Here is a 21162-nt window from a genome sequence, read left to right on the forward strand (position 1 = left end):
GACAGATCGATAACACAGGCTCTGCCCGGGAGACGCACAGCGACTCTCGACGGCCCCAGCTTGCCTGAAAAAACAATAACAACAGGAAATCCAAGCATGACTCACCTTCACTGCGGCATGTTCAGATCCATTGGCAGTACCCTTTCATTTACCCGGCGTGGAGGGTTTGTGAAATGAGCCCGTTAATCCTGATGATTACCGCTGGGACAGGCATTGCGCTGTTGTTGTTCCTGGTGCTCAAGTACAAGTTCCAGCCCTTCGTGGCCTTGATGCTGGTGAGCATTCTGGTGGCGCTGGTGGCCGGGGTGAAACCGGCCGATCTGGTCGCGACCATCGAAGGCGGCATGGGCAAGACCCTGGGCCATATCGCGATCATCATTGCCCTGGGCGCGATGATCGGGCGGATCATCGAGCTCTCCGGCGGTGCCGAGGCGCTGGCCAAGACGCTGATCACCCGTTTCGGCAACCGGCGTACGCCCCTGGCGTTGACGATTGCCGGCTTCATGGTCGGGGTGCCGGTATTCTTCGAGGTCGGCGTAATCATCCTCATGCCGCTGGCCTATGGCATTGCCCGGCGTGCGCGCAAGCCGCTGTTGGTGTTTGCGTTGCCGATGTGTGCTGCGTTGTTGACCGTACATGCCTTCCTGCCGCCACACCCGGGTGCGGTGGCTGCTGCCAGCCAATTGGGTGCGGACCTGGGCCACGTGCTGATGTTCGGTCTGCCGATCACCGCGTTCCTTTGCTATGTCGGCTACCGCGTGGCCGGGCGCATGACCCGTCGGGCGTACCCGATGACCGACGATATTCGTGCCGAGGTCTATGGTCCGCATGTCACCAACGAGGATCTGGCCGCCTGGTCCAATGGCAACGACATCAGCGCTGAGCGAGCGGCTGAAGCCGTATCACACATGGGCCTGGAAGAGTCGACCAGCAGCATCGTTTCCAAATTGCCGTCGGCCCCCGCACCAGGTTTTGGCCTGATCGTCAGCCTGATCCTGCTGCCGATCATTCTGATTCTGCTGGGGACTCTGTCTACCTCGTTGCTGCCTGCCGAATCGACTCTGCGTGGCATCATGACTGTGCTCGGCGCGCCGCTGGTGGCGCTGCTGATCGATACCTTGCTGTGTGCCTGGCTGCTGGGTTCGCGCCGGGGCTGGAGCCGCACTCAGGTATCAGACGTGATCGGTTCGGCCTTGCCCGGTGTCGCCATGGTGATCCTGATTGCCGGTGCCGGCGGTGTGTTCGGCAAGGTGCTGGTGGACACCGGAATCGGTGCCGTGGTCTCCGACATGCTGCGCACCACCGGTCTGCCGGTGCTGGCCCTGGGCTTTCTGCTGACCATGCTGTTGCGCGCAGTGCAGGGTTCGACCACGGTGGCGCTGGTGACCACTGCCGGCATCATCAGCCCGCTGATTGCGACCCTCGATCTCACCCCGAACCACATGGCCCTGCTGTGTCTGGCCATGGGCGGTGGCGGGTTGGCCATGTCCCATATCAATGACGCCGGTTACTGGATCTTCACCAAGCTGTCAGGCCTGAACGTGGCCGACGGTCTGCGCACCTGGACGGTGATGACCACTTTGCTCGGCACCTTGGGTTTCTGTATTACCCTGCTGATCTGGCCCTTTGTCTAACCCTTTATCTCAGGAGCTACCATGCCTCGTTTTGCAGCCAACCTCAGCATGCTCTACCCGGAACATGAGTTTCTGGATCGCTTCGCCGCCGCTGCCTCTGACGGTTTCGAAGCGGTGGAGTATCTGTTCCCCTACGACTACAGCGCTGAAGAACTCAAGCAACGCTTGAGCGACAACGGCCTGGTGCAGGCACTGTTCAACGCGCCGCCCGGTGATTGGGCAGCGGGGGAGCGGGGCACGGTGTCGTTGCCCGGTCGGGAGGGTGAATTTCGTAGCGGTTTTGACCGTGCCCTGGAGTACGCCGGTGTGCTGGGTAATTCGCGCATCCATGTGATGGCCGGGCTGTTGCCGTCGGAAAGCGATCGCCCGCGGCATCACGGCGTGTACCTGGAGAACCTCGCCTACGCCACCGCCCAGGCGGCCAAGGCAGGCGTCACCGTATTGCTCGAACCGATCAATACACGAGACATGCCAGGTTTTTTCCTCAACCGCCAGGATCAGGCCCAGGCCATCTGCAAGGAAGTGGGCGCCAGTAACCTGAAGGTTCAGTTCGACTGCTACCACTGCCAAATCGTCGAGGGCGACCTGGCGACTAAACTGCGTCGCGACTTCGATGGTATCGGCCATATCCAGATCGCCGGTGTGCCTGACCGGCATGAACCGGACCTGGGGGAAGTCAATTATCCCTATCTGTTCGAGCTGATCGACCAATTGGGTTATGACGGCTGGGTAGGGTGCGAATATCGGCCACGAGGCAATACGTCTGCCGGCTTGCAGTGGTTGCGCGACTGGAAAGCGCGTTAAGCATTATAGAGGAGGGCGGCGACGGACTCCGCAGGATGCAGGAGTCCGTTGTTTCACGCCGGTGTACTGTCAGCCGGCAGCAACAGTTCGACACCCTGCTTGCGGATGCCATCGGCCGCTGCAGCGGTCAACGCGTCATCGCTGAGAATAATGTCGAACTGCTCGAGCCCGGCAATCCTGTACATGCTGAAGGTGCCGTATTTCGAACTGCTGGCCACCAGCACCACTTGCGAAGCCGATTGCATCGCGGCTTGCTTGACCTCAACCTTCAGCGCCGAAGGGGTGGTGAGGCCGCGACGCAAATCCCATGAACTGGTGGATATGAACGCGATATCGGTGACCACCTGACGCAAGGTGGCAACCGCCAGACCGCCCACGCACGATTGATTGGAGTGATCCAGCTGCCCACCGGTATGAATCACCGTGACATGGGGGGCTTCGATCAGTGCCTGGACAATGCCGAAGTCATTGGTCACCACGGTCATGCCGGACAGCGCCTTGATGTAGGGGACGATTTCCAGCGTGCTGGTTCCCGCATCCAGGTAAATCGTCATGTCGGCATGCAATAGCCGGGCGGCGAGCCTGGCCATGGCCTGCTTCTGCGGCAACTCGACCACCGCCTTGATCTGATGGCTGGGCTCACTGTGCAGCTGGCTGGCGATCCGCACCCCACCCGTTACCGAGTAAGCACGACCTTCCTGCTCCAGCAACGCAATGTCGCGGCGTATGGTCATGTGCGAACAGTCGAACATTTCCATCAATTGATGAACGCTCAGCACCTGATGCTTGCGCAACTGTCGCAGCATCAATTCACGGCGCTGTTCAGGAATCATCGGTGCGCCGCTTTCGGCGGCGATGTCCTTTTGACTAGGCATTCGGGCTCCAGAATGAAGAAATCCACAGACAAGGAAGGCGGGCAACCATAGTAGCGAATCTGCCGCCGGATCAGTAGCGTGATGAGGCATCGGGGCCGATCCGCGTCGCATTGCCTGCACCTGGCCCCAGGGCGATTTCGTGCTCTGGATGGAACTGCTGAAAACTTCGACACGCTGCTTGAACCGGGCTTTACTGGAATAAGTCGTGCTGATTGCCGTGGGCTGGATGCTCACTGCAGCCAACAAGTACTGGCTGGCTCCCCAGGCTGAAACCACACCCGTCGAGGTTGAGGACAATTCCTTGCCCATGTCCCGGTTCATCCCTGTCATGTTGCTCGCGCTGCTGCTCGCCGGCTGTGCCACCACGCGCTTGCCCCACGAGTTCAGCGAGGCGATAGCCGCCAGCGATTCGGCTTTCGGGCGCTCGATCCAGGCTCAAGCCACCACGCATGAGGGGCGTTCGGGATTTCGCTTGCTGCCCAACAGCAGTGAAGCGTTCCGGGCGCGCGCCGAGTTGATCCGCAATGCGCAGAAAAGCGTCGATCTGCAGTACTACATCGTGCATAACGGTCTCAGCACCCGGGCACTGGTGCGTGAAATGCTGCTGGCAGCCGATCGCGGCGTACGTATCCGCATCTTGCTCGATGACACGGCCAGCGACGGCCAGGTAGAAGTCATCGCTACCCTGGCCGTGCACCCGAACATCCATATCCGTGTGTTCAACCCTTTGCATCTGGGGCGCAGCACCATGGTCACTCGAACCATGGGGCGTCTGCTCGATCTTTCCCAACAACACCGCCGCATGCACAACAAACTGTGGCTGGCCGACAACAGCGCAGCCATCGTTGGCGGACGCAACCTGGGGGATGAGTATTTCGACGCCAAGCCCGATCTCAACTTCACCGACATGGACCTGCTGTGCATCGGCCCGGTCGCCGAGCAGTTGGGCCACAGCTTCGATCAGTACTGGAACAGCGCCCTGAGCCAGCCGATCAGTGATTTCGTGCTCGACAAGCCAACCGCCGAAGACTTGCTCCAGAGCCGCCAGCGCCTGGAACAATCGCTGCAGAGCGCACGTATCGAGAGCAAGGCCTTGTACGACCACCTCATGACCTACCGGAGCCAACCGCAGCTCGAGACCTGGCGCAAGCAACTGATCTGGGCCCATAACACGGCGATGTGGGATGCCCCGAGCAAGGTCCTGGCCGACGGCGAACCGGCACGCGCGCTATTGATGGCCACACAGCTGCGGCCTGAACTCGATAGCGTCAATAACGAGCTGATCATGATCTCGGCCTATTTCGTCCCGCAAAAGCCGGGCATGGACTATCTCCTGGGTCGTGCCGATGCCGGCGTTGATGTGCGCCTGTTGACCAACTCACTGGAAGCCACCGATGTGCCGGCGGTGCATGGCGGCTATGCACCGTATCGCAAGACTCTGCTCGAGCATGGCGTGAAACTCTATGAGCTGCGGCGCCAGCCGGACGATCCCGGTCGCAGTTCTTCGTTTGGTTTCAGTGGTGGCTCGGACTCCAGCCTGCACACCAAGGCCATGATCCTGGACAAGCAGAAAGTGTTCATCGGTTCGTTCAATTTCGACCCGCGTTCAGTGTTCTGGAACACTGAAGTCGGGGTGCTGGTCGATAGTCCCGAACTGGCCGGCCAAGTGCGCCAGCTGGCGCTTGAGGGCATGGCGCCAGCCATGAGTTACCAGGCCCGACTGGAAAACGGCGAAGTCGTCTGGCTCACCGAGGACGACGACCGCCTGCATACCTTGCATGAGGAGCCCGGCGGCAAATGGCGCAGCTTCAAGGCCTGGCTCAGCGACAAGATCGGCCTGGAGAAAATGCTCTAGAGCGAAATCGCCTTACCCTGCGACAGTCGTCTCCCTCGCATTCATTGCATGTGTTGGTCTTTGATCTTTCGGGCACTGCTAATCCCCTGTGGGAGCGGGCAAGCCCGCTCCCACAGGATGTGGGCTTAACTCAAGGCTGTGAAATCGCTGGCGTGCAGCGCCTGGACGCCCACCAGTTGGATTTCGAACTCGGGGGTGGCGTCGGCGTTGACACTGCCCTGGAGAATGCCATCGGCAAAGCGCAGTTGGCCGGTGGCGTTGGCAGGGTCGAAGGCATTGCTGCCGATCAAGGTGAAAGCGTCGACAGCGGCGGTCAGCGGGTTGGCGTCCAGGCCGGTGAAATCCAGATGATCGCCCTCGGTGCTCTTGAAACCGTTGATCACATCGCGCAAAGCCCCGACGCCCATGTCCGACAGCGCACTGAACGCGAAGGTGTCTGCGCCAGTGCCACCGGTGAGGTTGTCGGTGCCTGCACCGCCAATCAGCCGGTCATCGCCCGAACCGCCCGAACCGCCCACGAGCGTATCGTTGCCCGCACCACCGTTCAACACGTTCGCGGCGCTGTTGCCCGACAGACTGTCGGCGTAGGCGCTTCCCGTCAGGTTTTCAAAGAATTTCAAGGTGTCGAGCCCGGAACCCACGGTGTTTTGTTGCGCTGACGTCGACAGGTTTGCGGTAACACCGGACAGACCGCGTTCAAAAGATACCGTGTCAATGCCATCGCGCCCGTCCAGCACGTTGTTGCCGGCTCCGGCGAACAGCGTGTTGTCCAGCGCGTTGCCCGTGCCATTGGCGGCGCCAGTGCTGTCGATATACAGATGCTCGACGTTGTTGCCGAGGGTATAGGTCGCCAGGCTGCTGTGCACACGGTCGACCCCTCCAGGCGCCGCATTGCTGTTGATCTCGATCACGGCGTCATCGGCGTTGTCGACATAGTAGGTGTCGTTGCCATCGCCGCCGCTCATGCTGTCGACCCCTGCGGCACCCTCGAGCACGTTATTGGCGGCATTGCCGGTGATGAAGTTGTCCCGCTCATTGCCGGTGCCGTTGATGTCCGACACGCCGGTGAGCACCAGGTTCTCGAGATTGGCGCCCAGGGTCCAGCTGACCGAGGCCTGCACCGTATCGATCTGCGAGGTCGAGGTGTTGGTTTCCACCACGCGGTCGAACGCGTTATCGACCACATAGATGTCGTTGCCATTGCCACCGGTCATGGTGTCGGCTCCCAGGTCGCCATCCAGTGTGTCGTTACCCGAACTGCCCACCAGGGTATCCGCCTGGTCGGTACCGGAAATCATGTTCCGGGCGTTGTCGAAAATGTCCTGCACGCTGTTGTTGTCGTTGGGGTTGCCCTGGAAGCCAAGGTCACCGGCAATGTAGTCGGCCAAACGCTGGCCGACGATCTCCGCCGACTCCTCGTGCAGGTGCCAGACATCGTCGGGATATGCCAGCGGATCGACTTCGTGGCGCAAGGGGAGGTCGGTGTAGTCCGCCGCCAACTTGACATCGGCGCGCTCGGCGGCGATGGCTTCCTGGGCGGCGCGGACATAGCCAACCCCCTCAACGATGGAGGCAATCTTCTCTTGTGAATAACCACGGGCACGCGCCGCATCCTGCTCGTAGTGACCGGTTTCCATCAGGTACACGCTGAAGTTGCCGAACTGGGCATGCAGGTAATCAAGCACCTTCAGGGTCGCGGCCTTGTACGCCGCTGCTGCCGCTGCTTTGTCTGTGGCGCGGGCGATCTCCTGGGCGGCTTCCTCGCCCTGGCCCCAAATGATGCCCATGGTGACGTTATTGATCGATTGCAGTTCGGTGAGCTGGTCCCGCAACAGCGTCACGGCGCGCAACAGCGCAGACCCGGGTTGGTTGGTGTCGGTCAGCCACCAGCACAACTTGAGTTCCTCGGCGCTGAGCGTCGACAGGCCGGTGACCGTGCTGCCGCCCACCGCGATGTCGATGCCGTTGCCATCGGCATCGGTGAATTGGCTGCGCACATCATAGGTGGTGTAGCGGTCCAGGTCGTTGACCAGCATCGAGGTGCCGGACTGACCGTCGTCCTCGGTCATGCGCAGCAGGCGCGCATTGGATTGGCCGAGTGTGGGCAGGTAGAGGATGTCTTGCTGGGCTAGCTCGCCGAACACGAAGTCGCTGGCGGTCAGAGTGTTGAAGTAGTTGCCGCTGAGGGCGATTTCGAAGCGATTGCCATCGGCGTCGGCCTCCGCGGACTTGATGTAGGTCTTATCGCCGGCCGCGTTGAGGGTGATGTAAAGCGTGTCATTGCTGCCATCGCCCAAGCCGAGAAAGCCCAGGCCCGAAACATCGATCTTGTCGACGCCCGCGGTGAAGTCATAAATCGTGTCGGTGGCCGTGATACCACCGGTGTCGTAGTCGCGGTAGCTGTCGAGTGCGTTGCTGTAGCGGAAGGTGTCGGCACCGTCGCCGCCGTACAGCGAATCGCGTCCAGCGCCGCCGTCGACGATGTCCGCGCCGGTGCCGGCCTTGATTGTGTCGTTGCCACCGAGGCCGAGGATCAGGTCTGCAGCCGCCGTACCGTTGAGGGTTTCGGCGTTGTTGGTACCGGTGATGGTGTTGGCGGGCGCATCGGCCACTACCAGGGCAAAGCTATCACTGACCGATGCACCAACCGGGTCCGTGGCTATAACCAGCACGTTGTAATTGCCTGACGCGGTGTCGTTGGGTGTACCGCTGAACGTACGGGTGGCTGCATCGAAGGTCAGCCAGCCGGGCAGGGCGCTGCCATTAGCCAACTTGGCGGTGTAGCTGAGGCTGTCATTATCCGGATCGGTGAAGCTGGTGGCCGGCACCACGTAGCTGAACAGGGTGTTCTCGGTCGCGTTCTGATCCAGTAGTGGCGTGGCTGACACCGGCGCCTGGTTGCCCGGTGATGACGTGGCGAAGACGAAATTGGCACTGGTCAGCTTGTCGAGGTAGTTGCCGTTCAGTGCCACCTCGAAGCGGTTGCCATCGGCGTCGGCGGTCAGGGACTTGATGTACGTCTTGGTGCCGGCACTGTTGAGCACCAGGTATACGGTGTTGTTCTTGCCATCCCCCAGGCCGGTGAAACCCATGGCCGAGAGATCGATCTTGTCAGCGGTGATATCGAAATCGGTGATCAGGTCGCCAAGGTTGGCACCGCCGGTGTTGTAGTTGCGGTAACTGTCCAGGCGATTGGAGAACACAAAGACGTCCGCACCAAAGCCACCGGTGAGGGTGTCCATGCCGGCACCGCCGTCGAGCTTGTCGTCGCCCGCGCCGCCACTGAGGCTGTCGTTACCCGCCAGGCCGAGCAGGGTGTCGGCCGAATCGCTACCCAGCAGCGAGTCGCTGGCGCTGGTGCCAGTGACCACGCGATTGAAGATGAAATGGCTGGCGGTCAGGGTGCTGGCGAAGTTGCCCGAGAGAATCAACTCGAAACGATTGCCACTGGCATCGGCATCGTAGTCCTTGATGTAGGTGCGGTCGCTGCTGGCGTTGTAGCTGACCTGCAAGGTGCCGCCACGGCCATTGCCTATGCCTGTGAAACCGAGGCCGGTGAGGTCGATCTTGTCCTGGGTGACGTCGAAGTCGGTGATGGTGTCATCGAAGCTTGTGGTTGCGTTGCGGTAACTGTCGGACTGAACGGTGAAACGGAACGTATCGGCGCCGGTACCGCCGGTGAGTTTGTCGATGCCTGCACCCCCCACCAGAATGTCGCCACCGGCCCCGCCATTGATAGTGTCGTTGCCGGCTCCGCCGTAGAAAATCTCGCTGGCGGCGCTGCCCAGCAGGGTGTCGTTGCCAGCCGTACCTTGCACGGTGGTCATCGGCACCGTGGCGCTGACGTAGCTGCCGTCGCCGTAGATCAGCGTGGCGCCCTTGCTGGTGTGACTGATGGTGTTGCCGATAATGGCGTTGCGATCAGTGCCGTCTTCGTTGCGCTCGGCGACGCCGTAGGTCGACAGGTCGCTGCCGATGATGATGTTGCCCTGGATCGTGTTATCGCTGCCGTTGAAGTACTTGCCGGACACGCCGAGGGTATCGTCGTAGGACTGGATGATGATTTCCGGTACGGGGTTGCCCAGGGAATTGTTGTTGAGCGTGTTGTCGATGATCTCGACGTGGTTGCTGCCGTAGATGCGGATCCCGGCGCTGGCGTTGTCGTGAATCTCGACGCCGCTGACGGTCACCTCGCTGGACATTTTGATCAGCACCCCTTCGGCGCCGTTGCCGTACACCTCGCCACCGGTGATGGTGATGTTGCTGGGGGAGGGGATGTCCTCGCTGCCGCGCTGCACGACGATGCCATTGCCGCCGTTGTTGTACGCAATGTTATTGGTGAGTGTGAAATCGTGGGTGCTGGTAACGACGTTGAAACCGTGCCGGTCGTTGTCGTAGGCGACGTTGTTTTCGAAAGTGCTGTCGCTGAGGAAGTCAGCGACGAAACCGTCCAGGCCGTTGCCGTGGGACACGCTGTTCTTGATGACCATGTTGACGGTCTGCTCGTGGGGGTCGAAACCGTACCCGGAGCAATCCTTGATCTCGACGCTGTCGAGGGTGACGTTGGAGTCGTAGCCCGCTTCGCCGGGAATGTAGCCGTTGAACCAACCGTCGATCTTGCCCGTGGTGTTGTCACGGTTGCCGTCGATGGTGAGGTTGCTGACGCCGAAGTCGTGGGTTTGCTCGCCATAGGCGGAGCGGATGACCCCGGTGATCTTTGTGTCGGAGCCGTCAGCCACCTTGACGGTGGTTGCGCCCATGCCGTCGCCGTACAGGTAGACGTTGCTCTTGAGCATCAGGCAGCCGTCTGAGGGTTCCTCTCCTCCCGAAACGATGTAAGTTCCGGTCGGCATGTACACCTGCCCCCCACCTGCAGCCGCCGCATTAATTGCATTTTGTATCGCCGCCGTGTCGTCAGTGATGCCATCTCCTTTGGCGCCAAAATTTTGTACATTGAAAATCATGAGTTTATCTCCGTATCAGGCGAGAACCTCGGTAGATGCCAATATTCCATCGGCAGCTACCGTGTTATGACCCAACGGAGCGCAAAAGTTGTGACCGCATATCGGGGGGAGTGTCAAAAAACCGAACTAACTGATTAGCGGCTGTGAAGTATTTCAAAAAAATAACGTTCTGTTGACGCTCGCCGCCGCGCGGCGGTCCGCATTACAAGCGATCAATCACTGAACACGCAGTACGGATGCTATTGACTCTCCGGCCTCAAGACGTTCCAGCAGGCCGGGTTCTGCACGATCACTGGCCAGTGCCTGGTCGATGACTGCGGCGAGTGTCTGACTGTCGAGAATCAGCAAGCCGTTATCGTCACCCAGCACCAAATCGCCCGGGTGCACCTGAACCCCGCCACACTGCACTGGTACATTCAACTGGCTCTCGGCGTTGCCGTGCAGTTTGGTGGTCAGCAGGCTGGTGCCACGGGCGAAAACCGGCAGTCCGGCTTCACGCAGTTCAAGGATATCGGTCACCAGGCCATCGACCACGATGGCCCTGGCGCCTCGCGCTTGAGCCGCACAGGCGGTGACTGTGCCGACACAGGCGTGACGTCGATCACCGTTCATGTCAATTACCAGCACGTCGCCGTCTTGCAGGCTTGCCAAGGCGCGGTTGACAGCAATGGCATCGGCGTCGATCACGCTCAGCGTCACGGCGCGACCTACCACTTTGACGGCGCTCAGCATTGAGCGAATTTCGGCACTGACAAAGCCGTCTTCGAGCAAATGCCCGAGGGTGGCGAAGCTGACCTGATGGAGTTTTTCAAGCAATTGAGTAGGGGCGTTCATGGCTTACCTCTGCTTTGCTGAATCAATGAGTTCGGCCACGCAATCGATCTCAAGTGCCACCCCCCAGAGTGCCACGCAGACCGTGGTTCGTGCCGGCGGCGCATGGCCGAGCACTTCGGTATAGACCCGGTTGAAGGGTTCCAGTTGAGCTGGATCGGTGAGATAGCCGTTAACCTTGATTACGTGATCGAAGTCCGAGCCCGCTGCGATCAGGATGGCTTCCAGGTTGCGCAAGGTCTGGCGCACTTGTTCTTCGAAGCCTTCGGGTTGCTGGTCCAGTCCGCCTACAGCGGGTATTTGGCCGGCAGTGAACACCAGATGGCCGCTGACCACTGCCTGGGAATAAGGACCGACCGGGCCAATTGTGCCGGGTGCTGCCTGGATGCGTTTCATGAGAGAGCCTCGCTGAGAATAGAGGCCCGCCGACCCGACATGGGCGGCGGGCCGGTGAATCAGAACAATGCCAGGGTGTAGCTGACGAACACGCGGTTCTGGTCCTGATTGGCGTCGGCCTCGGAGTGCAGAACGCCATAGCGCCAACCGAAACCCAGGCCTGTGAACGTGCCGTCCTGGATCACGTAATCCAGGGCCAGGTCACGTTCCCATTCCTGCTGATCGCTGCCAGACGTGGTCTTGATCTGGTTGCCTTTGAGATAAACCAGCGACGCACGAAGGCCAGGTACGCCCGAGGCGACGAAGTCATAGGCGTATTGGCCGAACCAGGTGCGTTCGCCGGCCCGGTTGAAACTGGTGAGCATGCGGTCGGTGAACAGATACAGGCTTGCGCCACCGGCCCCTTTGTCCACCAGGGAACCCTGGTTGAGCTGGACGAAGTTGCTGCCATCGGAAACGCTCTGGTAACCGCCAGTCAACCCGTGGCCACCAAGGCTGTAGGTGAAGATGGCGCTCCAGGTGCGGTTGTCGATTTCACCGGCACCGTTTCGGCTATAGCCACCGACCCGGAAACCGTCGGCCCGCCCGCTGGCCGAGCTGTTGGCGCCGTCGGAAGATGTATCGAAGTAGCGCAGGTCGGTCTTCAACGACTGCCCTTCGCCCAGTGCGAGCACATGCTGCAGTCCGAAAAAGTGCTGGGTGTAGTAGTCCTCGAGATTGGCCAGGTAATACTGGGCGGTCAGGTCCTTAGTGACTTTGTAGTCGGCACCGGCGAAGAGAAACTCGTTGCTCTCCTGACTCCCACCGCTGACCGCCAACCCGGTGCTATCACTGGAGCCACGCCCGGTAGCGTGCTCCAGACGGCCGGCGGTCAAGGTCAGCTTGTCGAGATCGCTGCTGGTGATCTGGCCGCCTTCAAAGGTCTGTGGCAACAGGCGACCGTCGTTCGCGACCAAGATCGGCAGCTTGGGCGTCAGCGTGCCGTAACGCATTTCGGTCTTGTTCAAACGGGCTTTTGCGGTTAAACCCAAGCGGCTCCATTCATCGGCAGCGCCATTACCTTCAGTCGGGATCATCGAGCTGCCGCGATGGCGGCCCTGGCCGCTGTCCAGAGTCAGGCCCACCAGCCCCAGCGCATCGATGCCAAACCCCAGGGTGCCGGCGGTGAAACCGGAGGTGTAATTGAGCATGAGCCCCTGCGCCCATTCCTCGGTCTTGCTCTGGCCGGCGCTGCCGGGCCGGTCGCGGTAGTCGTTGTTGAAGTAGAAGTTACGCAGGCCCAGTGTGGCCTTGCTGTCGCTAATGAAATCGGCTGAAGCGACCTGGCTCAGGGTCAAAAGGCAAGCGCCGGCGCTCACACCAAAAAGGTGCAGGGTTTTTTCCATGGTGTACGAATCCAGAGGGTGCGTGAATGGCAGCAGGGTCAAGTGCAGGTGGATTTATTCTTGTTGTGGGTCACTTGGTGCTATTCAGCCCGTCCAGCGCTCAAGTCGCGCTTGAAGGTTTCGGTCAGCAGTAACAGGGCAATCAGGGAGATGACCGCAGAGCCGATCAGGTACCAGGCCACTGACGAGCCTTTGCCGGTCATCGCCAGCAGGGCCGTGGTCACGATAGGCGTGGCCGCGCTGCCCAGCAGCCCGGAAAGCATGTAAGCCACCGATAGGCCGGAATAACGCACACGGGTGCCGAACAGCTCGGCGAGGAAAGTTGCGATAGGCCCGTAGTTGGCGGCGAACGCGGTCATCAACAGGCCATAACCGAGAAACACCAGCGGCAGCTCGCGAGTATCCATCAGCCAGAACATCGGGAAGGCGACCAGCGCTTCACCGACGATACCGGCGATGATCACCGGCTTGCGGCCGAAGCGGTCAGACAGTGCACCGAAGGCTGGCAAGAGCACAATGCACAGCGCACAGGAGGCCAGTACCACGCTGAGCATGATGGTGCGGCTGAAGCCCAGGGTCTGGGTCCCATAGGTCAGGCCGAAGGCGACGATGATGTTGAAAGATGCACCGGTCGACATGGTTGCCACGCCGCCGAGCAGGACTTGCTTCCAGTATTTGCTGAAGACTTCGGCCAGCGGCAGCTTGATTTGCGGTTCGCTGGTTTGAGCCTTGTGGAACGCAGGTGTCTCGGTGATGTTGAGGCGGATGTACAGGCCCACGGCAATCAGCAGCGCGCTGGCCAGGAACGGGATGCGCCAGCCCCAGGCAAGCATGTCTTCAGCCGGCAGCAGCCAGGCGATCGCCAGGAAGGCCAGGTTGGCAATCATGGTACCGGCCGGCACGCCGATCTGTACCCATGAGCCATATAAACCACGCTGGTTGGCGGGGGCATGCTCGACGGCCATCAACACCGCACCACCCCATTCACCGCCCAGGGCCAGGCCTTGAATGATCCGCAGGGTTAAAAGCAGGATCGGTGCCCAGATGCCAATGGCGGCGTAATCCGGTAACAGACCGATGGCAAAGGTTGCCGCGCCCATGGTCAATAGCGAAATCAGCAGCATCGATTTGCGCCCAAGCTTGTCGCCGTAGTGGCCGAACAAGGCAGCCCCGACGATGCGTGCACCATAAGCCGAAGCAAAGGTGCCGAACGCCAGGAGGGTGCCGATCAAGGCATCGAACGCCGGGAAGAAAATCTTGTTGAACACCAGGGCGGAAGCCGTGGCGAAAACAAACAGGTCGTACCATTCCACCGTGGTGCCGATGACGCTGGCGACGGCGACTTTTTTCATGTTGACGCTGGGTTCGACCGTCGGGGTAGCGGTCTGGATGCACGCGGAGCTGTTCATGCCTTTTTTCTCCAAGTTGAGCGTCGGGCTCAGTGGATTGATTTATTGGATGGCAGTGTGGGTAACGGTGATGCTGTGGCCGGAGATCGGTTTTATTGTTTTTTCAGGCGCAAGCGGGCCCTGCCTCCGAGGTCGTGTGGATGACACGACCTCGGAGGTTCGGTGTTGCTTGCATAATCAGTCGCTCAGGTGCTGAGCTCGCCGCAGCACCGCATTGAGCAGCACGTCGCAGCCCATACGAACATCGTCCGGCAGGGCGTCTTCGGCTTCGTTGTGGCTCAGGCCACCGACACAGGGAATGAAGACCATAGTGGTGGGGCAATGCCCGGCGAGGTGAATGGCGTCATGCCCGGCACCGCTGACGATGTCTTGATGGGGGTAACCCAGCGCCTGGACCGCCGAACGTACAGCGGTCACGCAATCGGCATCGAAGGGTGTCGCCGGGCTGAGCCAGTGACGACTGATCGCCAGGCTCAAACCGCGTTTGTCGGCAACGATTTGCAAGCGCTCGCATACGGCGTGCCTGTGGTGATCGAAAGCGGGACTGAATTCTTCTCGGCCTTTTTCGCCAGCCGCTGCGATGTAATCACCAGCGACGTGTCGCAGCTGGCGGTTATCCGGCTCAACTCAGGCAACCCTGAAAACTACGCCATCCTTCCTTATGTGATCTCGAAGTCGCCAATGGGTCCAGTCGTGCGGGGTGATGACAAGCACTTTGCAGACATCGTCAAGTGGACCGTCTTCGCAACCTTTACTGCAGAAGAACTCGGTATCACCAAAGAAAACGTTAAACAAATGCTCACCAGTAACAATGAAGACGTCCGGCGCCTTCTGGGTGTAACGCCAGGTGTGGGGGCAGGGCTGGGCCTCAAGGATGACTGGGTGATCAATGTCATCTCCGCGGTAGGCAACTACGAAGAAATCTTCGAGCGCAACGTGGGTGCCAATACTCCCTTGCAGATGAAGCGTGGCCAGAACTCCCTGTGGTCGGACGGTGGCCTGCTGTACGCCCCGCTTTTCTGATCCGCGATGTGAATGGCTCAAACGCCGCGTAGATGGCGAATCAGAAACGAGAGGTGAAGGTCATGTCGGCAAGAGATGGCGCTGTTAAACACCAACACCGGGCAGTCACGGTGTTGGTCCAGCTTGTAGTACTCACGGCTGTCGTGATTGCGGTTTGGTATTTCGGGCACGTGATCAACGAGCGCCTTACACAGAAAGGGATCAATACCGGGTTCGGCTTTCTGTGGGCTCGCGCCGGTTTCGACCTTAGCGAAAGCATGATTGCTTTCAGCGGTGACTACTCATATGCGTACGCCCTGCTCGCGGGGTTTTCCAACACGCTCAAAGTGGCGTTTTGCGCCATTGTGTTCTCCGTGCTGCTCGGGGTATTGGCGGCGCTGGCTCAGTTGTCCAAATTCGGCCTGGCCAGACGAATTGCCAAAGTGTATGTCTCGACGATCCGCAATACGCCGCTACTGCTGCAGTTGTTCTTCTGGTTCGCTGTTTTTACTTACGGTCTACCGGTAGTCCGGGAGGCTCTGGAGCCGGTACCGGGTGTGTTCATCAGTAATCGCGGGATTAATTTCCCGTGGCCGTCCCCCTTCGCATTGGCAGCAATCGTCGCGATTTTTTGCACCGTCGTGGCGTTTATCCTCAGAAGCGTGCGTACCGGTGGCAGCGCACTGAAAAATCCGGGAGCCTTGCTGATGCTCCTGAGCCTGATTGCCTTCGTGTCCACGGCTTATGCCCTGTGGTCCGGGCAAATGACATTTGAATGGCCCACGGCAAGCAAGTTTTCAATCGGCGGCGGCGGGCACTTTTCACCCGAGTTCATGAGTATGTTCATCGGGCTCTCTGTGTACACCGGCACTGATATAGCCGAAGCGATCCGTGGGGCCGTGCAGTCCATTGCCCAGGGACAGATTGCTGCAGGTTATGCGTTGGGCCTGACGCACTTTGGCGTTCTGCGTTACATCGTGATGCCACAAGCCTTCCGGATCGCGATGCCGGCGGTGGTCAGTGAACTCCTGAACCTGATGAAAAACAGTTCGCTCGGTGTTGCCGTGGGATACCCGGAACTGGTCTCGGCGGGAAACACCGCCATGAATCAAACGGGGCAGGCCATCGAATTGATCAGCATTTTCATGCTGGTTTACGTCACGGTAAACATTATTACGACGCGGGTAATCGGTCTTTGGGAGAAACATTATGTCTGGTGATCTGAATAATGGTGCCCAGGTATCGATTGCCGCACCCTTGACGCTAATCCAGCGCCTCAAAGGCCTGGGCTCGGGTATGCCAAGCCGGATTGTGCTCGGCGCACTGTTTCTCTGGGGCGTCGTTTTGGTTGGCCCAGGTATCTTCAAATGGTTGTTGCTTGATGCAACCTTTAGCGGTAATGCCGCGCTATGCCACCAGAACGGAGGCGCTTGCTGGGCGTTCATCGGCACCAAGCTCAATCTCATCCTGTTCGGGGCCTATCCTCCGGAATCGCTGTGGCGTCCGATCACCTTCGTTGCATTGATCGCGGCGGTTGCGCTCTGGTGTTTGTTCCGGGTCCGCCATCACACAGTGGCCATTGTGCTGTGGGTACTGGCCGCGTTGATTGGTTATCTATTGATGAGTGGCGGACTGTTCGGTCTTGAGCCCGTGGATCGTGCGCGTTGGGGTGGACTGCCGATCACCCTGCTGATCAGCATTGCCGGCCTTGTATGTGCGTTCCCTTTGGGCGTGCTGCTGGCGTTGGGGTGTCGGTCGCAGATGCCGCTTGTCTCTGTTCCGTGCCGGCTTTATGTGGATCTCATTCGCAGTGTTCCGGCGATCACCATTGTCTTCATGACCTTTGCGATCATTCCGTTGATCCTTCCGGACGAGCTTATTTTCGACAAGCTTTTTCGGGCAGGTATCGGTCTCTCGCTATTTACCGCCGCTTACTTTTCCGAGGCCTTGCGCGGTGCCCTGCAAGCACTTTCAGTCGGTCAGCGCCAAGCGTCGGCAAGCCTGGGGTTCGGCTATTGGGGCAGTCATGCCTACGTTATCTTGCCGCAAGTCATCGCCCATTCGCTGCAACCGATTGCCAACATCGCCATCGCGTTCGTCAAGAACAGTTCATTGTTGATGATCATCGGTCTTTTCGATTTGCTTGGATCGGCAAGATCAAGCCTTTATGACGAAAACTGGCAAGGGTTCTATAAAGAGCTCTATCTGTTTGTCGGCGTCATCTACTTCGTTATCTGCATGTATATCCAACACTACGTCGCGTCGATTGAACGTGAACGTAGGGCCCGCCTGTATCAATAATGGATGCCTCCATGAAAGAAATAATTGAAGTACCGTTTTTGTCTGAAGCGCTCAGACGTTTGAATACACCGACCTCTTTGCTGATTCGCTCGGGTTCGATGCTCTATACCTGTGGCCTGCCGCCGCTCGATCCACTGACCGGGAATATTGTTCGAGGCACGATTGTTGAACAGACTCACGCTGTATTGCAGGTGATGAAAGTTGTACTTGAATCGGCAGGATCGTGCCTCGATAACGTCGTGAAAACCACGATCTTCGTAACGGATCCATCGATGATGGATGAGGTGAACGCGGTGTATCGCAAGTATTTTCCCGAGAATCCACCCGTCCGCTCATTCGTTGCAGTCAAGCCTTGGCCGTTTCCGTTTGATATTGAAATCGATGTAGTTGCCCATCTTTAGAAAACGGATGTGCTGGGTTGTATTGTGTAAGAAGCATCAGTTCTCCTGGTAGCTATAAGCTATTCAGCTAGTTGTTTTAATATTCTTTCCCATGAACTCGAACCGAGTGGTTTCGACGTTTAAGGCTTTCTGTCAGATGCTCGATGAAGGAATGTATTCGATGAAAAATGACATTGCCGTACTTGATTCAGTTCAAGTGGCCAAACTGATCGGCCAGATTGATGTGCTGTCCGCATTGCGTCGTATGTTCCTGGCGTTGGGACAGGAAATGGCTGTGCAACCGCCACAACTGCGCAATCCGTTTCCCAATGGGCAAGGCAACTTTATCAGTTACCTGGGAACGCTGGCCGAGGAGCAAGTGTTTGGCGCCAAGCTCTCGCCCTATATCCCACGCCCGGAGGGGGCCTTGGTGACAGCCTGGACGCTGATGATGTCGATGGAGGACGGTCAACCGCGCTTGCTCTGTGATTCAGGACAACTGACTGTCGAGCGAACCGCGGGAACCACAGCGCTCGCCGTAGACTTGTTGGCGCCTGCGCGTGTCAGCAAACTGGCCGTGGTGGGAGCAGGGCGGTTGGGTCAGGCTCATGCCCGGCATGTCTTGTCGCTGCGCGAATGGGTGGATATCAGGCTGTACGCGCCCAATATTGGCTCTCTGCCAGAGTCCGAGCAGCAGGCACTGCGCGATATCGATCCGCGCGTCAGCCTTCATACCGAACTCGCCAGCGCCGTCGACGATGCGGATGTCATCATGCTCTGCACCTCGGCCGGTCGAACGGTGCTTGACCCTGCCGTGCTGAAAAAGCCTGCGCTGATCACGTCCATTTGTACCAATGCACCCCTGGCACATGAAGTACCGCCAGAGTCCTTGCTGAACATGAGCGTCTATTGCGACTACCGGGCTACAACGCCCGACAGCGCAGGGGAAATGCGCCTGGCAAAAGACCAGCATGGCTGGTTACCCGAGAGTATTTGCGGAGATTTGCCGGAGCTGATGACGGGAGCCGCCCGACTTCCCGATCCCGAGCGCCATACCTTCTTCCGCTCGATCGGACTGGGGCTGGAGGATATCGCCATTGCCAATGAGCTTTATCAGTTGCATATGAAGAACAACTGAGTAGAGGTTTAGAAGTCGTTCTGCCTATTTCAGCGTAATAATAATCCGGGGGATGGAAACATCCCCCGGCTTATATTCGGGAGGGTGCCATGGCAGCTGTTACCGATACGCTGAAGCTGTTTCTCGCCGGCGACGTCATGACTGCCCGCGGCATCGACGCAGTACTGCCGCATCCTGGCGATCCGCGGCTTTACGAAGCTTACGTCAAGAATGCCGGCGATTACGTCCGGCTGGCAGAACGAGTCAATGGCTCGATTCCCCGCCCAGTCGATTTCGCCTATGTCTGGGGCGCTGCGCTGGATGAGTTCGAACTTCGCCAGCCACACGCACGCATCATCAATCTGGAAACTGCAGTGTCCCGCCGCGGACGACCGGAGCCAAAGGGCATCAATTACCGCATGAGCCCGGAGAACTTCCCGGCCATCAGCGCAGCCGGCATCGACTGCTGCGTGCTGGCCAACAACCATGTGCTGGACTGGGGCGCAGCCGGCCTGGCCGATACACTGGAGACCCTGGCGAGCAATGGTATGTGCAGCGCCGGCGCCGGGCACAACCGGCAATCAGCCGAAGCGCCTGCCGTGTTGCTGCAGCCTGGCGGGCGACGCTTGCTGGTGTTTGGCCTCGGCGCGCCCGACAGCGGCATTGCGCCGGGCTGGGCCGCCACGGATAGGCGCGCGGGCGTCGCGCGGCTGGAGGATCTGTCGATGCAAAGCCTGCGCCCTGTGGCCAAACGGATTCTCGAGGGCAAAAAACCGCGGGATCTGGTGGTCGCCTCCATTCACTGGGGCGGCAACTGGGGGTTCGATATCCCGCGCGAGCAAGTCCGGTTCGCCCATGCCTTGATCGACGAGGCCGGGGTTGACGTGGTGCACGGGCATTCCTCGCACCACGTCAAAGGCATCGAGGTGTACCACGAACGCCTGATTCTCTATGGCTGCGGTGATCTTCTGAACGATTACGAAGGCATCGAGGGCCACACAGCCTTTCGCGGCGACCTGGGGCTTCTATACTTCGCCTCGCTGGACCCGGGCGGGCAGTTGCAGTCGCTGGACCTGATACCCACCCGCCTGCGTCGCTTTCGCCTCTGTCGCGCCGAAGGGGATGACCGTCAATGGCTGCACGACACCCTTTCTCGCGAGTGCGCCCGCCTGGGCAGCAGCATCCAGGCGGGCGCGAAAAATGCCTTCGAGTTGCGTTGGTGAGAACACTCCCTTAGCGACCCCGAATGATCAATGTTGCAGGATCTTGGAGAGGAAGTCCTTGGCGCGGGGGGAGCGTGCTTCGGGAGTGCCGAAGAACTCTTCCTTTTTGCAATCTTCAATGATTTTTCCCGCGTCCATGAAAATTACCCGGTCACTGACCTTCCTCGCGAAGCCCATTTCGTGGGTCACGCACATCATGGTCATGCCCTCGTTCGCCAGCTTTATCATGACGTCCAGTACCTCTCCGACCATTTCCGGGTCCAGTGCCGAGGTGGGTTCGTCAAACAGCATCACGATCGGATCCATCGATAAGGCACGAGCAATTGCCACGCGCTGCTGCTGGCCACCTGAGAGTTGCCCGGGAAACTTGTCCTTGTGGGCGCTCAGGCCAACACGATCGAGCATCTTCAGGCCCCGTTTTAACGCCTCGTCCTGGCCACGGCCCAGCACCTTCATCTGGGCGAGCGTCAGGTTTTGCGTCACTGACAGGTGCGGAAACAACTCGAAGTGTTGAAATACCATGCCGACCCGGCTGCGAAGCTTGGGCAGGTTGGTTTTCGGGTCCGAGAGGCTGATGCCATCTACGACAATCTCGCCTTGCTGGAAGGGTTCAAGCGCATTCACGGTCTTGATCAGCGTCGACTTGCCAGAACCGGAGGGGCCGCACACCACGACGACTTCGCTCTTTTGTATGGCGGTAGTGCAGTCGCTCAGCACCTGAAAATTGCCGTACCACTTGGAAACATTTTTTATGTTGATCACGGTGGTTGTCCTGATGTGGTTGCAGATGGCGCAAGAGGGACGAGGACCTGATCGCAAAAGGCTAACCAGGGTGTATCTGTCCTTTCCTACTGTAGAAAGTATACGATTACTGATTCGCTAACGACAACCACAAAGCGATGAATCAGGCTTGTATTTCAGATGAATGGGGAGAGGGGCTGGACTGCAGTTCGGGGGGACCAGGCTGAGGCTGCCGTCCTTGTTCG

General features: G+C 59.3%; 16 protein-coding genes and 1 pseudogene. 9 read left to right on the forward strand and 8 right to left on the reverse strand.

The genetic code is table 11. The features are described 5' to 3' along the window. The first annotated feature begins 173 nt into the window (after nt 1–173). A complete protein-coding gene (locus tag WHX55_RS14830) occupies nt 174–1634 on the forward strand; it encodes an SLC13 family permease (RefSeq protein WP_353742977.1) in 1461 nt (486 codons plus the stop codon). A gap of 21 nt (nt 1635–1655) precedes the next feature. Then, on the forward strand, nt 1656–2438 hold the full coding sequence (otnI, locus tag WHX55_RS14835; RefSeq protein WP_353742978.1) for a 2-oxo-tetronate isomerase: 783 nt from the start codon (nt 1656–1658) through the stop codon (nt 2436–2438). A gap of 53 nt (nt 2439–2491) precedes the next feature. On the opposite strand, the gene WHX55_RS14840 is transcribed toward otnI, so the two are convergent. Then, nucleotides 2492–3313: a DeoR/GlpR family DNA-binding transcription regulator gene (locus WHX55_RS14840; RefSeq protein WP_150723844.1), complete on the reverse strand. Its 822-nt coding sequence runs from the start codon at nt 3311–3313 to the stop codon at nt 2492–2494. 307 nt (nt 3314–3620) lie between these two features. On the opposite strand from WHX55_RS14840, the gene WHX55_RS14845 reads away from it, so the two are divergent. After that, nucleotides 3621–5168, forward strand: coding sequence for a phospholipase D-like domain-containing protein (locus WHX55_RS14845; protein WP_353743053.1), 1548 nt, complete (start codon nt 3621–3623; stop codon nt 5166–5168). A 125-nt stretch (nt 5169–5293) separates the two neighbouring features. Here the strand turns inward: WHX55_RS14845 and WHX55_RS14850 are convergent, their stop codons facing one another. The 6 genes and pseudogenes from WHX55_RS14850 to WHX55_RS14875 all read right to left on the reverse strand — a co-directional run. Beyond that, a complete protein-coding gene (locus WHX55_RS14850; protein ID WP_353742979.1) occupies nt 5294–10132 on the reverse strand; it encodes a glycosyl hydrolase family 28-related protein in 4839 nt (1612 codons plus the stop codon). 216 nt (nt 10133–10348) lie between these two features. Further along, entirely contained in the window at nt 10349–10966 is a 618-nt protein-coding gene (locus tag WHX55_RS14855) for an RraA family protein (protein WP_353742980.1), read from the reverse strand. A 3-nt stretch (nt 10967–10969) separates the two neighbouring features. Then, on the reverse strand, nt 10970–11359 hold the full coding sequence (locus WHX55_RS14860; RefSeq protein ID WP_150758548.1) for a RidA family protein: 390 nt from the start codon (nt 11357–11359) through the stop codon (nt 10970–10972). A 59-nt stretch (nt 11360–11418) separates the two neighbouring features. After that, the gene (locus WHX55_RS14865; RefSeq protein ID WP_353742981.1) at nt 11419–12744 is read right to left on the reverse strand and encodes an OprD family porin; all 1326 of its coding nucleotides are present in this window, start codon (nt 12742–12744) and stop codon (nt 11419–11421) included. Nucleotides 12745–12824: 80 nt separating this feature from the next. After that, nucleotides 12825–14153, reverse strand: a complete 1329-nt coding sequence (locus WHX55_RS14870) for an MFS transporter (RefSeq protein ID WP_150755287.1) — start codon at nt 14151–14153, stop codon at nt 12825–12827. Between the two features lie 177 nt (nt 14154–14330). Then, nucleotides 14331–14660, reverse strand: a pseudogene (locus tag WHX55_RS14875) (M20/M25/M40 family metallo-hydrolase); the annotation flags it as partial. Here WHX55_RS14875 and WHX55_RS14880 point away from each other — a divergent pair. From WHX55_RS14880 to WHX55_RS14905, 6 genes are all read left to right on the forward strand, one after another. After that, entirely contained in the window at nt 14652–15176 is a 525-nt protein-coding gene (locus WHX55_RS14880) for a hypothetical protein (RefSeq protein WP_353742982.1), read from the forward strand. The pseudogene WHX55_RS14875 and the gene WHX55_RS14880 sit on opposite strands and share 9 nt — an antisense overlap. 62 nt (nt 15177–15238) lie before the next feature. Further along, complete coding sequence (locus WHX55_RS14885) at nt 15239–16375, forward strand: ABC transporter permease subunit (protein ID WP_353742983.1); 1137 nt, start codon at nt 15239–15241, stop codon at nt 16373–16375. Beyond that, nucleotides 16365–17456 carry an amino acid ABC transporter permease gene (locus WHX55_RS14890; protein WP_150755293.1) on the forward strand — a complete coding sequence of 364 codons (1092 nt, stop codon included), beginning with the start codon at nt 16365–16367 and terminating at the stop codon, nt 17454–17456. The genes WHX55_RS14885 and WHX55_RS14890 overlap by 11 nt, the downstream gene beginning before the upstream one ends. An 11-nt stretch (nt 17457–17467) precedes the next feature. Then, a complete protein-coding gene (locus tag WHX55_RS14895) occupies nt 17468–17857 on the forward strand; it encodes a Rid family hydrolase (RefSeq protein WP_150755294.1) in 390 nt (129 codons plus the stop codon). A 160-nt stretch (nt 17858–18017) separates the two neighbouring features. Further along, nucleotides 18018–18974: an ornithine cyclodeaminase family protein gene (locus tag WHX55_RS14900; protein ID WP_353742984.1), complete on the forward strand. Its 957-nt coding sequence runs from the start codon at nt 18018–18020 to the stop codon at nt 18972–18974. A gap of 89 nt (nt 18975–19063) precedes the next feature. Continuing rightward, on the forward strand, nt 19064–20176 hold the full coding sequence (locus tag WHX55_RS14905) for a CapA family protein (protein WP_353742985.1): 1113 nt from the start codon (nt 19064–19066) through the stop codon (nt 20174–20176). Nucleotides 20177–20203: 27 nt separating this feature from the next. Here WHX55_RS14905 and WHX55_RS14910 read toward each other — a convergent pair whose 3' ends face one another. After that, a complete protein-coding gene (locus tag WHX55_RS14910) occupies nt 20204–20938 on the reverse strand; it encodes an amino acid ABC transporter ATP-binding protein (RefSeq protein ID WP_150755297.1) in 735 nt (244 codons plus the stop codon). Nucleotides 20939–21162: the final 224 nt, after the last annotated feature.

It is taken from the genome of Pseudomonas fluorescens, assembly GCF_040448305.1.
Classification (GTDB): Bacteria; Pseudomonadota; Gammaproteobacteria; order Pseudomonadales; family Pseudomonadaceae; genus Aquipseudomonas; species Aquipseudomonas fluorescens_BH.